Origin of the sequence: Wenjunlia tyrosinilytica, from assembly GCF_014646055.1 — a bacterium.
Classification (GTDB): domain Bacteria; phylum Actinomycetota; class Actinomycetes; order Streptomycetales; family Streptomycetaceae; genus Wenjunlia; species Wenjunlia tyrosinilytica.
Genome location: NZ_BMMS01000004.1, coordinates 16,598 through 31,540, shown reverse-complemented (window position 1 = coordinate 31,540; position 14,943 = coordinate 16,598). Strand labels below are relative to the sequence as shown.

At 71.2% G+C, this 14,943-nt stretch carries 15 protein-coding genes; 7 read left to right on the top strand and 8 right to left on the bottom strand.

Features of this window, described 5'->3' with window-relative positions; all coding sequences use genetic code 11:
- Positions 1-374 precede the first annotated feature (374 nt).
- Positions 375-935 (top strand): flavoprotein, encoded by a 561-nt coding sequence (locus tag IEY86_RS05570; RefSeq protein WP_189130397.1) that lies wholly within the window; start codon positions 375-377, stop codon positions 933-935.
- Positions 936-1,011: 76 nt separating this feature from the next.
- Here the strand turns inward: IEY86_RS05570 and msrA are convergent, their stop codons facing one another.
- Both msrA and IEY86_RS37980 read right to left on the bottom strand, forming a co-directional pair.
- Entirely contained in the window at positions 1,012-1,671 is a 660-nt protein-coding gene (gene msrA, locus IEY86_RS05565; RefSeq protein ID WP_189130396.1) for a peptide-methionine (S)-S-oxide reductase MsrA, read from the bottom strand.
- Between the two features lie 61 nt (positions 1,672-1,732).
- Positions 1,733-2,167, bottom strand: coding sequence for a zinc-binding dehydrogenase (locus tag IEY86_RS37980; RefSeq protein ID WP_373286964.1), 435 nt, complete (start codon positions 2,165-2,167; stop codon positions 1,733-1,735).
- A 124-nt stretch (positions 2,168-2,291) separates the two neighbouring features.
- Between IEY86_RS37980 and IEY86_RS05555 the strand changes: the two genes are divergently transcribed.
- Positions 2,292-3,449 (top strand): cystathionine gamma-synthase, encoded by a 1,158-nt coding sequence (locus tag IEY86_RS05555; protein WP_189130394.1) that lies wholly within the window; start codon positions 2,292-2,294, stop codon positions 3,447-3,449.
- Positions 3,450-3,665: 216 nt separating this feature from the next.
- Here the strand turns inward: IEY86_RS05555 and IEY86_RS05550 are convergent, their stop codons facing one another.
- From IEY86_RS05550 to IEY86_RS05540, 3 genes are all read right to left on the bottom strand, one after another.
- A complete protein-coding gene (locus IEY86_RS05550) occupies positions 3,666-3,947 on the bottom strand; it encodes a hypothetical protein (protein WP_189130393.1) in 282 nt (93 codons plus the stop codon).
- Positions 3,944-4,432, bottom strand: coding sequence for a sigma factor-like helix-turn-helix DNA-binding protein (locus IEY86_RS05545; RefSeq protein WP_189130392.1), 489 nt, complete (start codon positions 4,430-4,432; stop codon positions 3,944-3,946). Before IEY86_RS05545 ends, IEY86_RS05550 begins: the two co-directional genes overlap by 4 nt.
- 95 nt (positions 4,433-4,527) lie before the next feature.
- Positions 4,528-5,040: a MarR family winged helix-turn-helix transcriptional regulator gene (locus IEY86_RS05540; protein WP_189130391.1), complete on the bottom strand. Its 513-nt coding sequence runs from the start codon at positions 5,038-5,040 to the stop codon at positions 4,528-4,530.
- 242 nt (positions 5,041-5,282) lie between these two features.
- On the opposite strand from IEY86_RS05540, the gene ilvA reads away from it, so the two are divergent.
- The 3 genes from ilvA to IEY86_RS05525 all read left to right on the top strand — a co-directional run bounded on the left by ilvA (position 5,283) and on the right by IEY86_RS05525 (position 8,613).
- On the top strand, positions 5,283-6,506 hold the full coding sequence (ilvA, locus tag IEY86_RS05535; protein WP_189130390.1) for a threonine ammonia-lyase: 1,224 nt from the start codon (positions 5,283-5,285) through the stop codon (positions 6,504-6,506).
- A 206-nt stretch (positions 6,507-6,712) separates the two neighbouring features.
- Positions 6,713-7,756 carry an ATP-binding cassette domain-containing protein gene (locus IEY86_RS05530; protein ID WP_189130389.1) on the top strand — a complete coding sequence of 348 codons (1,044 nt, stop codon included), beginning with the start codon at positions 6,713-6,715 and terminating at the stop codon, positions 7,754-7,756.
- On the top strand, positions 7,756-8,613 hold the full coding sequence (locus IEY86_RS05525; RefSeq protein WP_189130388.1) for an ABC transporter permease: 858 nt from the start codon (positions 7,756-7,758) through the stop codon (positions 8,611-8,613). The genes IEY86_RS05530 and IEY86_RS05525 overlap by 1 nt, the downstream gene beginning before the upstream one ends.
- A gap of 117 nt (positions 8,614-8,730) precedes the next feature.
- Here the strand turns inward: IEY86_RS05525 and greA are convergent, their stop codons facing one another.
- The gene (gene greA, locus IEY86_RS05520) at positions 8,731-9,228 is read right to left on the bottom strand and encodes a transcription elongation factor GreA (protein WP_189130387.1); all 498 of its coding nucleotides are present in this window, start codon (positions 9,226-9,228) and stop codon (positions 8,731-8,733) included.
- Positions 9,229-9,475: 247 nt separating this feature from the next.
- Positions 9,476-9,880, bottom strand: a complete 405-nt coding sequence (locus tag IEY86_RS05515) for a DUF4307 domain-containing protein (RefSeq protein ID WP_189130386.1) — start codon at positions 9,878-9,880, stop codon at positions 9,476-9,478.
- Between the two features lie 131 nt (positions 9,881-10,011).
- Here IEY86_RS05515 and mca point away from each other — a divergent pair, with 131 nt between their 5' ends.
- Both mca and IEY86_RS05505 read left to right on the top strand, forming a co-directional pair.
- Positions 10,012-10,878 carry a mycothiol conjugate amidase Mca gene (gene mca, locus IEY86_RS05510; protein WP_189130385.1) on the top strand — a complete coding sequence of 289 codons (867 nt, stop codon included), beginning with the start codon at positions 10,012-10,014 and terminating at the stop codon, positions 10,876-10,878.
- A gap of 89 nt (positions 10,879-10,967) precedes the next feature.
- Entirely contained in the window at positions 10,968-11,204 is a 237-nt protein-coding gene (locus IEY86_RS05505) for a hypothetical protein (RefSeq protein ID WP_373286957.1), read from the top strand.
- A 282-nt stretch (positions 11,205-11,486) separates the two neighbouring features.
- On the opposite strand, the gene IEY86_RS05500 is transcribed toward IEY86_RS05505, so the two are convergent.
- A complete protein-coding gene (locus IEY86_RS05500; protein ID WP_189130383.1) occupies positions 11,487-14,843 on the bottom strand; it encodes a tetratricopeptide repeat protein in 3,357 nt (1,118 codons plus the stop codon).
- Positions 14,844-14,943: the final 100 nt, after the last annotated feature.

Below are 14,943 nucleotides of genomic sequence, written 5' to 3'. Positions count from 1 at the left end.
GCGGTGCAACTCCCGGCGCGCCGACGGCACCACGCGTTCGTGCGGGCCTTCCCTGCCGAGCATCCGGCGGTGCCTTCGGATGCGGTGGGGGCCGTTCCCTCGAGCCACCGTTGCGTCAATGTACGACCTGGGTCCGGACGTCGCCGAATCACTGCGCAGGTCGTCCTTCGCCGGAGCACAGGCAATCACCCCTGTGAGCGGCCGCACCCCGGAACATCCACGTCGCCACCGCCCGACTGGCTCTCTGACTCGCGGCTTACGGTGATGGAACAATCATCGACGCATCCACCCAGTTGGGGCCACGCCTTGTGACGCGGCGTCACCGTGTCTGCGGGGCTTTGCTCGCCTCAACGCGAGTCGGCAGGAGCACCCGCATGGGAGCTGCGACACCGGACCCGGTCCTCTATGTCATCGCGTGCGGAGGGCGCCCCGGCGCCGATCTCCCCACGTTCGTCAGGACAGCTCAGGAGGACGGGTGGGACGTCTGTGCCATCACCACCCCCAGCGGGGCCAAGTTCGTCGACACCGAGCAGCTTTCGAGGTTGACCGGCCATCCCGTGCGCAGCGAGTACAAGCGCCCCGAGGATCCGGACGTCCTCCCGCCCGCCGACGCGTTCGTCGTTGCCCCCGCCACCTTCAACACCGTGAACAAGTGGGCTGCCGGAATCAGTGACACCCTCGCGTTGGGGCTGATCAACGAGGCCGTCGGGCTGGGCCTGCCCATTGTCGCCGTACCGTGGCCGAACGTGGCCCTCGCCAGGCACCCCGCTTTTCCGCGCAGCGTGCGAGAGCTGGAGAGCTGCGGCGTTCGGTTCGTCTTGAACGCCGCCGACCTCCCTGCCCCGGACTCGGGTGCCCCCGCAGTGGCGTCATTCCCCTGGGATGATCTGACAGCCGAGGTGCGACGCATGTTCACGCAGGTCAGAGCTGCGTGAGTGCGCCGCTCCACGTGCGACGCGGGCGTTGCCCCGAGTGGGCCCGCGGACCGCGGGGCCCTCGCTCAGCCCCTGTTCAGTCACCCGCAGGAGCCACCCCGATCGGGCAGCTCTGGCCCGTCCCGCCGATGCCGCAGTAGCCGTCGGGGGTCTTCCACAGGTACTGCTGGTGGTACGGCTCGGCCGGGTAGAAGGCCGCGGCCGGGAGGATCTCGGTGGTGATCGCCGGGTAGCCGGCCTTCGTCAGGATGCGCTGGTACGTGTCGCGGGACGTCTCCGCTGCCTTCTGCTGTTCCGGGGAGTGGGTGTGGATCGCCGAGCGGTACTGGGTGCCCGTGTCATTGCCCTGACGGAAGCCCTGGGTGGGGTCGTGGGACTCCCAGAAGACCTTCAGCAACTGCTCGTACGTCACCTCGGCCGGGTCGAAGACGACGCGGACGGCCTCGGTGTGGCCGGTCCGGCCGCTGCAGACCTCTTCGTAGGTCGGGTTCGGGGTGTGGCCGCCCTGGTAGCCGACCAGCGTCGTCCACACGCCGGGCGTCTGCCAGAACTTGCGCTCGGCGCCCCAGAAGCACCCCAGGCCGAAGTCCGCGACCTCGAGGCCCTTCGGGTACGGCCCCAGCAGGGGGTTGCCGAGAACCTCGTGGCGCTCCGGGACCGCGAAGGGGAGCTCGGCGCGGCCGCGCAGGGCCTCGTCGGGGGTGGGGAGGTGGTTCTTGTGGCGATTGAAGAGCACGTCGGGCTCCTTAGCGGTCGGGTTCACGCCGGGCGTTCGGGTTCAGGGTCGGCGTTCGGGTTCAGGGTCGGCGTTCGGGCTCGGTGGTCAAAGATTCGGTGGTCGGCCCACGGGGATCATGGCGGCCTTGGATCGGATCTCTTTGGATTCCAACGCTCGATGGGCCTCGGATGCTTCCTTGAGCGGGAAGGCCGTCGGGAGCGGACCCGCAGCCTGCGGTCCGCCGGGAGAGCGGCGATCGATTCCAGGTCGGCCCGGTCCGGCTCGACCATGAGGCCCGCATCCGTGTCCCGGCCGGGGCGGCCGGGCGCGGGGCGGCGGACGGGACGACCACCAACGGGACGACCACCGAAGTGCCGCCCGGCTCGAGCAGGGGCAGCGAGCGCCGCGCGTAGTCCTCCGTGCCCACGCGGTCGAGCACCGTGTCGAACGACGCCTTCGGCAGTACTTCCTCGAAGCGCTGCGCGGTGTGGTCGACCACTTCGTCGGCCCCGATGGCGCTCAGGAGACGAGTCGGCCGAGCGGGCCGTGCCCGCGGCGTACGCCCCGCCGACTACGTGATCCGGACAGCCTGACCACCGACTCCGCCCGCCGCCGCGCGTCGGGCTACGCTCGGGCACATGAGTCACGAGCACCTCGACAGCTACGCCTTCGACACCCTCGCCATCCACGCGGGGAACACCGCGGATCCGCAGACCGGCGCGGTCGTGCCGCCCATCTACCAGGTCTCCACCTACAAGCAGGACGGCGTCGGCGGCCTGCGCAACGGGTACGAGTACAGCCGGTCGGCGAACCCGACGCGTACGGCGCTGGAGGAGAACCTCGCCGTGGTCGAGGGTGGCCGGCGGGGCCTGGCGTTCGCCTCGGGCCTGGCCGCCGAGGACTGCCTGCTGCGGACGGTGTGCGCGCCCGGCGACCACGTGGTCATCCCCGACGACGCCTACGGCGGCACCTTCCGCCTGTTCGCCAAGGTGGTGCAGCGCTGGGGCGTGGAGTGGAGCGTCGCCGACACCTCGGACCCGGCCGCGGTGCGGGACGCGATCCGCCCCAGCACCAAGATGATCTGGGTGGAGACGCCGTCGAACCCGCTGCTCGGCATCACCGACATCGCCGCCACCGCCCAGATCGCCCGTGAGGCGGGGGTGCGGCTGGTCGTGGACAACACCTTCGCCAGCCCCTACCTCCAGCAGCCGATCGCGCTCGGCGCGGATGTGGTGGTGCACTCGCTCACCAAGTACATGGGCGGCCACTCCGACGTGGTCGGCGGCGCCCTGGTGACCGCCGACGAGACCCTCGGCGAGGAACTGGCCTACCACCAGAACGCGATGGGCGCGGTGGCGGGCCCGTTCGACTCGTGGCTGGTGCTGCGCGGCATCAAGACGCTGGGCGTGCGGATGGACCGCCACAGCGCCAACGCCGCCGAGGTCGCGGAGTTCCTCACCGGTCACGCGAAGGTGGCGCAGGTGTACTACCCGGGGCTGGCCGAGCACCCGGGCCACGAGATCGCGGCCAAGCAGATGCGGGCCTTCGGCGGGATGATCTCGTTCCGGCACGTCGACGGCGAGCAGGCGGCGGTCGAGGTGTGCAACCGCGCCAAGCTGTTCACCCTCGGCGAGTCCCTGGGCGGTGTCGAGTCGCTGATCGAGCACCCGGGGCGGATGACGCACGCGTCGGTCGCGGGCTCCGCGCTCGAGGTCCCGGCGGACCTGGTGCGCCTGTCGGTCGGCATCGAGTCGGCGAACGACCTCATCGGGGACCTGGCGCAGGCTCTCGGCTAGTTGTCGTGTCCTCCCCCCTGCCGGCGGCCGTACGAGCGGCGTTGAGGCAAGTCTTCACGCGGTCGGCCTCCACTCGCTCGGCCTCCACTCGCTCGGCCTCCATTCGCTCGGCCTCCATTCGCTCGGCCTCCATTCGCTCGGCCTCCATTCGCTCGGCCTCCACGCGCTCGGCTTTCGGGCGGGCGGCCATCGCGGCACGGGCACGGTACGACGACGTCACCACGTCACCGGAGGCGCGGTCTCCGGTGGCGTCGCCCCGTTCCACGGCCACGTGAGGATTGCGAGGACGGTGAAGGCGATCAGTGCCGCCACGGCCAGCGCCAGCAGGACACCGTGCAGGACTCGGCGCCGGTGCAGCAGCCGCCGACCGCGCTCCTCGGCGCGGCGGGAGAGGTCGGCGGGAACGGCGGGGTGCGGCCCGCCGAGGGTCCGCCGCACCTCGTCGAGCTTGCGGTCGGGGACGTCCGAGGCCCAGTCGTCGACGGTGCACCGGCTCATCGCGCACCTCCCGCCACGGCCGGAACGGCGACGGGGGCGGCTGCGGCCGGCGGTGTGCTGCGCAGGGTGTTGCAGGCGCGGGCGCACACCGCGCGCACCCGGTCCACCGGCATTCCCAGCAGTGCGGCTACCTGCTCTTCGTCGACGCCCTCGTACAGACGCAGGACGAGCACGAGGCGTTCCTGCGCGGTGAGGCGCGACAGCCTCCCGTCCCTGGGCTCGCGGTGCAGCCAGCGCGCCCCCGCCCGCCGCGCGTAGGCGAGAACGAGTTCCTGGCGGGCGTAGGCGTAGGGGTCCTCGCCGCGCAGCCGGGTCCAGTTCAGATAGGCGCGCGAGAGCGCATGGCACAGGAGTTGGTCGCAGGCCTTGGCGTCCTCGCAGGTCAGGAGCGCGGCGACATGCAGAAGCCGCCCCGCCGCTCCACCCACGAACGCTTCGAACTCGTAGGAGCGGCGGCGCTCCGATTCCTCGTGCCCACTGCGCACGGCGCCTCCCCCGCGGCCCCTGCGGCCAAGGCGGTCACAGACCGCGTGTGTTCATGGGAGTCCATGGGGACCGGCGCGTCAAGGGGTGTGGACGCTCAGTCGGCGGGGCGGTTGATCGTGGCGTGGTAGTCGGACAGTGCGATGTTGAACCGGTCGAGCAGGTCGCAGAAGACCTCCCGCTCGTGCTCGCTCCAGCCGTCGGTGACCAGGGCCATCAGATCGCGGCGCGACTGGCGCACCTCCTCCAGGCGCTCCTTCCCGTCATGGGTGAGCGCGAGGACGACGGCACGGCCGTCCTCGGGGTGCGAGGCACGTTTGACCAGGCCGGATTCCACCAGCGGGGCGACCTGTCGGGTCACCGTGGACGAGTCGATGCCCATGCCCTCGGCGAGGGCCTTGACGCCCATCGGACCTTCGCGGTCGAGCCGGTTGAGCAGCAGGTAGGCGGCGCGGTCCATCGAGTTGCGCGCCTTGCCCACGCCGCCGAGCCGGGTCTGCTCCGCTCGACGGGCGAACAGCGCAACCTGGTGCTGGAGGCGGTCGTAGAGGGTCGGTTCGTCAGCGGAGTCCGCCGCCGCGTCCCGGGTGACCGTGTTCGGAGAGGCCATGGCCTGGATGCTCGCGTTCTGTCGGTCTTTCGGCAGTTGGGAGAAGAGTAGTCGGACCGGTCGGCACCGTGTCCCTGAGCCGGGGAATGGGCCGACGAATGAGCCAGGGGTGACCAGCGGGGCGTCAGGGGCGCGCCGTGGACCGCGTCGGGGGCGGGCTCGGAACGGCCCGGGAGCCCTGGGGAACGGGGTGAGCGCCGGACAACGACGGACGATGTACGGGACGCTGACAGACTTGGCCCATGAACGACCGCTCAGCGATCACTTTGGACGACGTGCGCGGTGCGCACAAAATGCTTTCGGGTGTGGCCCGGGTGACGGCCATGGAGGGCAGCCGCCATCTGTCGGGCCTGGTGGGAGCCCCGGTCCACCTCAAGTGCGAGAACCTCCAGCGGACCGGCTCGTTCAAGGTCCGCGGCGCCTACGTGCGCATCGCCGGGCTCAGCCAGGTGGAGCGGGCGGTCGGTGTGGTCGCGGCGAGCGCCGGCAACCACGCGCAGGGAGTGGCGCTGGCCGCCTCGCTGCTCGGGGTGCACTCCACCGTGTTCATGCCGGTGGGCGCGCCCCTGCCGAAGGTGGCCGCCACCCGTGAGTACGGGGCCGAGGTGCGGCTGCACGGACAGGTCGTGGACGAGGCGCTGGCGGCCGCGCGGCGGTACGCGGAGGAGACGGGCGCGGTCTTCATCCACCCCTTCGACCACCCGGACGTCGTCACCGGGCAGGGCACCGTGGGTCTGGAGATCCTCGAACAGTGCCCCGAGGTGCGCACGATCGTGGTCGGCGTCGGCGGGGGAGGGCTGATCGCCGGGATCGCGATCGCGGTGAAGTCGCTGCGCCCGGATGTGAGGGTGATCGGGGTGCAGGCCGAGGGGGCGGCCGCGTATCCGCCCTCGCTGGCCGTGAGGCGCCCGGTCGAGTTGGAGTCGGTGTCGACCATGGCCGACGGCATCGCGGTCGGCCGTCCCGGAGACGTTCCGTTCAAAATCATTGGCGAACTGGTGGACGAGGTCCGTACGGTTTCCGAGGACGCGCTCTCCAGTGCTCTGCTGCTGTGCCTGGAGCGGGCCAAGCTCGTGGTCGAACCGGCCGGGGCCGCCCCGGTGGCGGCGTTGCAGAGCGATCCGAAGGCGTTCGAAGGCCCGGTCGTGGCGGTGCTCTCCGGGGGCAACGTCGATCCGCTGCTCCTGCAGCGGGTTCTGCGGCACGGCATGGCCGCCGCGGGACGCTATCTGTCGCTGCGGCTTCGGCTGTCCGACCGGCCGGGCGCGCTGGCGAACCTCCTGGCCGTGTTGTCAGAGGTGGATGCGAATGTGTTGGACGTAGGTCATGCGCGCACCGACCCTCGGCTGGGGGTCACCGAGGCGGAGGTGGAACTGCATCTGGAGACCAAGGGCCCGGGCCACTGCGCTTCGGTGGTCAAGGCGCTGCGAGAGGCCGGCTACACGGTGCTCCGGCCGCAGTCCTGAGTGGCTGCGGACGACTTCAGGGGTGCCGTCGGGTGTCCACGCCGTAGGGATCCACTCGTAGCGGTTGACGCGATATATCGCATGGGTTCATACTCGCGACGCGGCGGTAAAGACGCGATACATCGCGTCATGCCTTCCGTACGGGGGCAGTACAAGCGGGGCCCTCCGACCACAACACCAACACCTGACGACAGTGGGAGAAGTCAATGCCGGGTGCCATTTACGCCGAGGGTCTGGTGAAGACCTTCGGTGATGTAAGGGCTCTGGACGGAGTGGACCTCGACGTACCGGAGGGAAGTGTCCTGGGCCTGCTCGGCCCGAACGGGGCGGGGAAGACCACGGCGGTGCGGGTGCTCACCACCCTGCTGCAGCCCGACAGCGGCCGGGCCGTCGTGGCCGGGCACGATGTGCTGAAGGCGCCGGTGCAGGTGCGCCGCTCGATCGGCCTGTCCGGCCAGTTCGCGGCGGTCGACGAGTACCTCACGGGCCGCGAGAACCTCCAGATGGTCGGTGAGCTCTACCAGATGAGCTCACGGAGCGCCAAGGCGCGAGCGGTGGAGCTGCTGGAGCAGTTCAACCTCACCGAGGCGGGCGACCGGTCCGCCAAGACCTATTCCGGCGGTATGCGCCGCCGCCTCGACCTCGCCGCGGCCCTCATCGTGCGGCCGCCCGTGATGTTCATGGACGAGCCCACCACCGGCCTGGACCCGCGCAACCGCATGATGCTGTGGGAGGTCATCGAGTCCCTGGTCGCGGGAGGGACGACCCTTCTGCTGACCACCCAGTACCTCGAAGAGGCCGACCGGCTCGCCCATGACATCGCTGTCGTGGACCACGGCAAGGTCATCGCCCGCGGTACCGCCGACCAGCTCAAGGCGCAGACCGGCGGGGAGCGCGTCGAGGTCGTCGTGCACGACCCCGCCCTGCTCGGCACGGCCACGGAGATCCTCACCGCGTTCAGCAAGGGCGGCTCCACCGTCGACAAGCACACCCGGAGGATCACGGTGCCGGTGGCGGGCGGCGCGAAGCTGCTCGCCGAGGTCATCCGCGAGCTCGACAGCCGCGGCATCGAGATCGACGACATCGGCCTGCGGCGCCCGACGCTGGACGACGTCTTCCTCTCCCTGACCGGCCACGCGGCGGAGGCCGACCAGGCGGTCGAGGGGGAGGCTTCCGAAGCCGCCAAGCCCGGCGCGAGCGCCGGTGCCGGTGTCGGTGTTGTCGGCACCGCTGGAGAGGAGAACAAGTGATGGCGGCGACCAGCGCGGCCCCCAAACTCAGTGACGCCCCGGTCCCCAAGGGCGGGATCGTCCAGTCGGTCCACGACTCGCTCGTCATGGCGCGACGCAATCTGATCCGGATGGCCCGCATCCCCGAGATGGTCATCTTCGGCATGATCCAGCCGGTGATGTTCGTCCTGCTGTTCGCCTACGTCTTCGGCGGGGCGATCGGGGTGCCGGGCGCCGGAGGAGACAAGACGGCGTACCGCGAGTTCATGATGGCGGGCATCTTCGCCCAGACGGTGACGTTCGCGACGGCCGGCGCGGGAGCCGGTATCGCGGACGACATGCACAAGGGTCTGATCGACCGCTTCCGCTCCCTGCCGATGGCCCGTGGGGCGGTGCTGACGGGACGCACCCTCGCCGATCTGGTGCAGACCGCGCTCGTCATGGTCGTGATGATCGTCTGCGCGCTCATCGTGGGATGGCGGATCCACGACGGGCTGATCAAGGCGCTCGCGGGGCTCGGCCTGCTGCTCCTGCTCGGCTACGCCTTCTCCTGGATCGGCGCGCTCATCGGCCTGTCCGTGCGCACCCCGGAGGCGGCCACCTCGGGCGGCCTGATCTGGCTGTTCCCGCTGACATTCCTGTCGAACGCGTTCGTGCCCACCGACTCGCTGCCGACGTTCTTGCAGCACGTGGCGGACTGGAACCCGTTCAGCGCGACCGTCCAGGCCTGCCGGGAGCTGTTCGGGAACCAGCTCGCGCCGGTGCCCTCCGACGCCTGGCCGATGCAGCACCCCGCGTGGGCCTCGCTGCTGTACTCGCTCCTGATCATCGTGATCTTCCGGACGCTCTCGGTGCGCAAGTACCGCTCGGCGGCCTGATCGTCGGGGGCCGACTCCCTGGGGGCCGACTCCCCCGGGGGTCGGACGGCCGCAGACGGAACGGCAGCGGCCCGCTCCCCTTCGCGGGGGCGGGCCGTCGGCGTCGTGCGGCTCGGGTCAGCCGGCGTGCGGCTTGGCCTCCAGGATCTTCACGGCGGCCTTGTTGCCGTTCGGCAGCTCGTAGTCGGCGTCCTCGCCGACCTTCTTGCCGTTCACAGCGGAGCCCAGCGGGGACTGCGGCGAGTAGATCTCCATGCCGGAGGTCACGTACTCGCGGGAGCCCAGCAGGAACGTCACCGTGTCGTCCGGGTCGCCGTCGAAGGCGATGGTGACGACCATGCCGGGGGCGACGATGCCCGTGTCCGCGGGTGCCTCGCCCACCTTGGCGTGCTCGAGCAGCTGCGAGAGCTGGCGGATGCGGGCTTCCTGCTTGCCCTGCTCCTCCTTGGCCGCGTGGTAGCCCGCGTTCTCCTTGAGGTCACCTTCCTGGCGGGCTTCCTCGATCTTCGTGGCGATCGCAATGCGGCCAGGCCCCGACAGGTGGTCCAGCTCGGCCTTGAGCTGGTCGTACGCCTCCTGGGTCAGCCAGGTGACGTTGTCGCTGGTCTGGGTCACAGGTGCTCCTCGAATGAATGGCACTTGAATGGCGCTGATCTTATAAATGAACGCCCATCCAGAAGACTGCGCCTCCAGGGACGGGCGAAACCACGAGCCTAACAATTCCCTGTCCAGGACGGGAGCAGGTAAACCGTCAGGAATCGACGCGCGAGGCGTACGAGAGCGGTGAGACGGAGGTGAGGCCAGGGATACGAGAGGTGGAGGAGAAGGGCGGAAGCGGTCTCGGACGGGTACGGCAGAAGGGTCAGTCCGCTTTCTTGCAGCTCACCAGCTCGGCGTTTGTCGCCCGGCCGGTCGTGTGCAGTTCCACGAGCGTGTTCACCACACCGGAGCGCTGCTCGACACGGACGTCCTTCAGACCCACCTCGTCGCCGTCCGCGCTGCGCGAACGCAGGGTGCACACGCCTGTCACGTCCTTGGGCTTGCGCACCTCGAGGTGCACCTCGACGGTGTCGTCGGAGACGACCTTGTAGCGGATGAGCTCGCCGGAGACGTCCTGCTCGTCGATGTAGGACCAGCCGAGCCAGCCCACCATGCCGAGGAAGGCCACCGCGAGCACCGCTCCCACGGTCCGCAGGCGCCGGGTGGTCGACTCGGGGGTGCGGCGCCCGTACCGCCCCTCGGGCGGGCGGCTGCGCGGCGCACTCATCGTGTTCCCTTCGGATTCCGGGAGCCTGGGACTAATCAGGACTCTCCGTCCGTCACTATAGAAGGCGTTGTCACACGCCCCCGGCCCAGGCCGGTCCGGGCCGCACGGTACCGATTCTTAAGGATCTTGCGTTGACTGAGCAGTTGCGACTGATGGCAGTGCACGCGCACCCCGATGACGAGTCCAGCAAGGGCGCGGCGACGATGGCGAAGTACGTGGCCGAGGGCGTGGACGTGCTCGTTGCCACATGCACGGGCGGTGAGCGGGGCTCCATCCTCAATCCCAAGCTCCAGGGCGACCCGTACATCGAGGAGCACATCCACGAGGTGCGGGCCAAGGAGATGGAGGAGGCCCGGCAGATCCTCGGCGTCAAGCAGGCGTGGCTGGGCTACGTCGACTCCGGACTCCCCGAGGGCGATCCCCTGCCCCCGCTGCCCGAGGGCTGTTTCGCCCTGGCGGACGTCGACGAGGCGGCGGGCACGCTGGTGCGGCTCATCCGTGAGTTCCGTCCGCATGTGATCACCACGTACGACGAGAACGGGGGCTATCCGCACCCGGACCACATCATGACCCACACGATCTCGATGCTGGCCTTCGACGCCGCCGGCGACCCCGACCGGTACCCGGGCACCGGCGAGCCGTGGCAGCCGCAGAAGCTCTACTACAACCAGGGCTTCAACCGCGCGCGCACCGAGGCGATGCACCACGCGCTGCTGGAACGCGGTATGGAGTCGCCGTACGGTGAGTGGCTGAAGCGATGGGACGAGAGCGACCGCCCGGAGCGGGTCCTGACCACGCAGGTGCCGTGCGGTGAGTACTTCGAGGTGCGGGACAAGGCGCTGATCGCGCACGCCACCCAGATCGACCCGGACGGGCCGTGGTTCAGGATCCCGCTGGAGATCCAGCGGGACATCTGGCCGACGGAGGACTTCGAGCTGGCGAAGTCGCTGGTGGACACCACGCTGCCCGAGGACGACCTGTTCGCGGGCATCCGCTGACCCCCCGGACCGGCTGAACCGGCCGGTTCGCGGTACCCGGTCGCCCCGCCGTTCGGTGGCGGGGCGACACTAGTGAGGTGAATGGAACTGTGACTACCTCGACGGCCCACCTCGTTGCCCTGGCCGGCGACCTCGACCAGAACAAGGTGACGCCCGGAGTTCTGGGCTTCATCGTCTTCGCGGTGATCGGCGCCGCGGTGTGGTTCCTGATGAAGAGCATGAACAAGCAGTTCACGAAGGTGAACTTCGAAGAGGAGCCGGAAGCCCCGGCCACCGAGACCCCGCCCACGGGCGTGAGCCCGAAGAAGAACTCAGCGACGGCCTGACGGCCGCGTCGCCGGGCGGGGCACCCGCCTCGGCGGTCACCCAGCGGCCTGCGGTCGGCGGTCAGCCGGCGGCCTGCGGTCACCCGGCGGCCTGCGGCCGTCAAAGCGGGGCGCGGCCCGACGGCCGATGCCGGAGCCTGGACCTACGAGCCCGGGCGGCAACTCCCCGGCGCAGCCTCCTCGGCCACGGCTTCCCCAGCGACGGCTTCCTCGGCCACGGCTTCCTCGGCGACGGCCCGACGGCCGCGTCAGGAGGGTCCTCGGCGTCCCCGGCGGGGGCGCTCACGCCGCTGAGTCGGTTCTGCGGACGGTTACACCCAGGACGTCCCTTGCGGTGCGGGTGGGGGCCAGGCCCTGGCGCCAGACTGGCCAGGGGCCGTCCGGTTGGGTGTCGATCCAGGGGGATTCGAGCCAGCGCAGGGCGTTCTCCCTCGCCAGAGGATGGACGCCCGCCTCCGTGTCGTTCAGGAGGCGGTCCAGGGTCTCCCGGGCCACCCTGCCGCCGTCGTCCGAGGACAGCGGGAGCAGGGTGCAGTACAGGAAGGTCGCCCAGGAGCCGCCGCTGCGGTCGCCCAGGGACCCGAACAGCTCCCGCGCGTCCTCCAGCAGATCCACCGCCCTCGCGATCCGCCCGCAGCCCGCGTCGATCACCGCGAGCTCCACGCACGACCATGCCTCCCCGTGAGGCAGCCCCACCGTCCGGAAGTCCTGCCGCGCCTCGTGCAGCAGCTGCCTCGCGAATCCGCTGTTCTTCAGTGAGCCCGACCGCCCCGCGAGCCGGTCCCTGGCCACCCGCCCGAAGTGGTGCCGCGCGCACGCGTGGCCGTAGCGGTCGCCCATGGTGCTGAACATGTGCCTGGCGCGGCTGAGCGCGTCCTCCGCCCGGTCCAGGCGCCCCGCGTCCTCCAGCGCCTGCCCGAGGTAGTACAGCGTCCAAGCCTCGCCGCGCGCGTCCTCGTGGCGGCGGTGCCGGCCACGGGCCTCGTTCAGCTCCCGCACCGCCGCATCCGCCTCCCCGCGCAGGAGCCGGGTGCGGCCGAGCTGGGTCATCGCCCAGGCCTCACCGCGCCCGTCCTTGGTCTTCCGGTACAGCTCCTGGCTCAGCCACAGTTGCTCCTCGGCCTCGTCGACCTCGCCGAGCCGCAGATGGACCTGGCCGAGCTGAAGGCACGTCCATGCCTGCCCGTGCAGGCTCTCCGTCTCCTCGTGCAGCGCCCGCGCGGTGTGCAGCAACTCCCATGCCTCGTCCAGCTCGCCCTGGTCCCGCAGCACCGCTCCGAGCGCGTGCAACGTCCAGGCGCGGTCGCCGCGCTGTTCGTCCGGCCGCTGCAGATCCAGCGCCTCGCGCAGCTTCGCCGCCGCCTCCGGCAGATTGCCGCGGTGGTGCAGCGTGATGCCGAGGCTGCACAGCGCCCGCGCGGCCCCGGCCTCGTTGTGCCCCTCGCGGTACATGCTGACCAGCGAGCTCAGCGTCGTGCGCGCCCGGTCCAACTGGCCCAGCTGGCGGGCCGCGATGCCCGTGCGCAGCTTCACCGAGCGGATCAGCGAATCCCTGCCGAGGGTCTGCACCAGCTCAGCGATCTCACCCAGCCGGTACAGGTCACCGCGCAGCAGGCAGTAGTCGCACAGCGCCTCGACGAGCCGCTGCACCGCCTGCGGGTCGACGTCGTCGGTGTGCCGCAGCGTCGCGGTGATGAAGCTGCTCTCCTCGTCGAGCCAGCGAAGTGCCGCGTCCAGCGTCTCGAACCCGTGCGGCGACGCCGCTCCGCGCAGCACCGTGCGCACCGAGCGGGAAGACGAGGCGCCCTCCACCCGGTGGATCACCGACTCGGCGAGCTCCGCGTAGTCCTTGATCAGCCGTTCCTGGGCGGCGGCCCGCTCCCTGGCGTCGTCCTCCTCCTCCAGGCACTGCCGGGCGAAGCCGCGCAGCATGTCGTGCAGCCGGTAGCGGCCGCTGTGCACCTGCTCGACCATGTGGGCCCGGTCGAGCACGGCCAGCCGTGCCCCGGCGGTGCTCTCGTCCTCACCCAGCAGCGCGGCCGCCGCGGCGGGGCCGAGGCTCGCCCGGCCGACGAGGACGAGCCTGCGGAACAGGCGGGCGGCGGCGGGGTCCAGCGCGAGGTAGCTGACGCCCATCACCGTCTCGGGGACCGCCTCGCCGTGCAGTCGAGAGCCGATCGAGCCTCGGGCGACGGCCGCGCCCGCCATGCACACCGCCAGCGGCAGTCCCTGGGCGGCCCGCAGCAGCGCTTCGTCACCGGCGGAGTGCGGTCCGGCCCCGGCGATCGCGTCGAACAGGCTGTCGGCGTCCGGAGCGCCGAGGGGCCCGACCGCGACGCTGTGCGTCTCGATGCCGTTGCCGAGGCCCGTGAGCTCCAGTGGCTCACGGCTGGTCACCAGCACCAGGCTCGCGGAGTTCTCGGGGATCAGCGGTCTCACCTGCTTGGCGTCGGCCGCGTCGTCCAGGATGAGGACGGTGCTCAGGGCCGCCACGTGCTCCTGGTACTGCTGGCGCAGCCGCCGCAGATGGGTGTCGCGGGAGGCGGGGTCGCGGAAGAGCAGGTCCTGCTTGGGCGCGCCGAGCCGGTTGAGCAGGTGCAGGAGCGCGTCGCGGGTGGACAGGGCGGTCTCGGGCGGCGATGTCGCCGAATCCGACGGCCTGCCCCGCAGGTTGACCAGGCACGAGACGCGGAACCGCTCGCGCAGCATCTCCGCCGCCCGCACGGCCAGTGCGGTCCGCCCGGCACCGGGAGGGCCGTGCAGGACGACGACGCAGGGGCCGCCGCGCCCGTCGGGGCGGGGCCCGTCGGCCCATCGCGCGATGGCCGAAAGTGCTTGGTCGCGGCCCAGGAACGGGCCGTCCTGGAGCGGAAGTCGGGCCGAGGCTCGTACCAGTGCGCTCTCCACATGAGCGGAGGTCGGCGTCGGGGGATCCGCCGTGACGGGGGTCCGGTCGCCAACGGGGCCGCCGCCGATCGCCACGGGCGCCTCCGCGTTGGGGCTCGCGGGATCGTTTACGGCTCCCGCGCCGGAAACGGCGCCGACGGCGGAACCGGCTCCGGTATCGCCCGCGCCGGCGCCCCCGGCATCGTTCTCGTGCGCGGCGGCGCCCCCGCCCACCTGGGCACCGCCGGGCGCGTGCTCCGCGGACTCGTGGTACTCCTGCGTGACCGCCCGTGCCTCCCGCTCCAGCGCCGCCAGCCACTGCCTCCTGCGCCGCTCCTCCCGCTCGAGCGCCGCTCGTGCCAGCGCCTTGGCCGGAAACGTGACGAACGAGGTGGCCAACGCGGCCACCACCACGAACAGTCCGATGGCCGCGGCCGCGCCGCCGCCCCCAACCGTCACCCGCGCCAGACCGAAACCCGCCGCCCCGAACAAGCCCGCGCACAACCCCGCCCCGCGCACCGGAGGCCCGCCCCGCCCCCGGCGCTCGCGCACTGCCCGCAGATACTCGGCGTACTCCGCGGCGGCCCCTGATCCGATGCGTTCCCCGGCCTCCAGGACGCGGTCCCCGCGCGCCCCGTCCCCGGCCACCCGCCGCACAACTTGTTCGAATTCGACCCGGTCCACGTCCCGCAACTGCGGCGCGCCCGCGCGCGCCCCCTTCTTCGCGTCCACTCGCACCATCCGGCCGGACATCGGCGCCCCCTCCATGCCCGCTGCCGGGCGAGGCCAGTCTCCCAATGGGCTCGTTCCCCCGTCGAGAGGAGCTCGGGCGGCACGCCTTCCGGACCGCCCC

Coding starts and splice junctions, on each gene's coding strand:
- IEY86_RS05530 (WP_189130389.1), top strand. CDS start 6,713: ATGCCGGGTGCCATTTACGCCGAGGGTCTGGTGAAGACCTTCGGTGAT.
- IEY86_RS05570 (WP_189130397.1), top strand. CDS start 375: ATGGGAGCTGCGACACCGGACCCGGTCCTCTATGTCATCGCGTGCGGA.
- ilvA (WP_189130390.1), top strand. CDS start 5,283: ATGAACGACCGCTCAGCGATCACTTTGGACGACGTGCGCGGTGCGCAC.
- IEY86_RS05540 (WP_189130391.1), bottom strand. CDS start 5,040: ATGGCCTCTCCGAACACGGTCACCCGGGACGCGGCGGCGGACTCCGCT.
- IEY86_RS05550 (WP_189130393.1), bottom strand. CDS start 3,947: ATGAGCCGGTGCACCGTCGACGACTGGGCCTCGGACGTCCCCGACCGC.
- IEY86_RS05555 (WP_189130394.1), top strand. CDS start 2,292: ATGAGTCACGAGCACCTCGACAGCTACGCCTTCGACACCCTCGCCATC.
- IEY86_RS05515 (WP_189130386.1), bottom strand. CDS start 9,880: ATGAGTGCGCCGCGCAGCCGCCCGCCCGAGGGGCGGTACGGGCGCCGC.
- IEY86_RS05525 (WP_189130388.1), top strand. CDS start 7,756: ATGGCGGCGACCAGCGCGGCCCCCAAACTCAGTGACGCCCCGGTCCCC.
- IEY86_RS05500 (WP_189130383.1), bottom strand. CDS start 14,843: ATGTCCGGCCGGATGGTGCGAGTGGACGCGAAGAAGGGGGCGCGCGCG.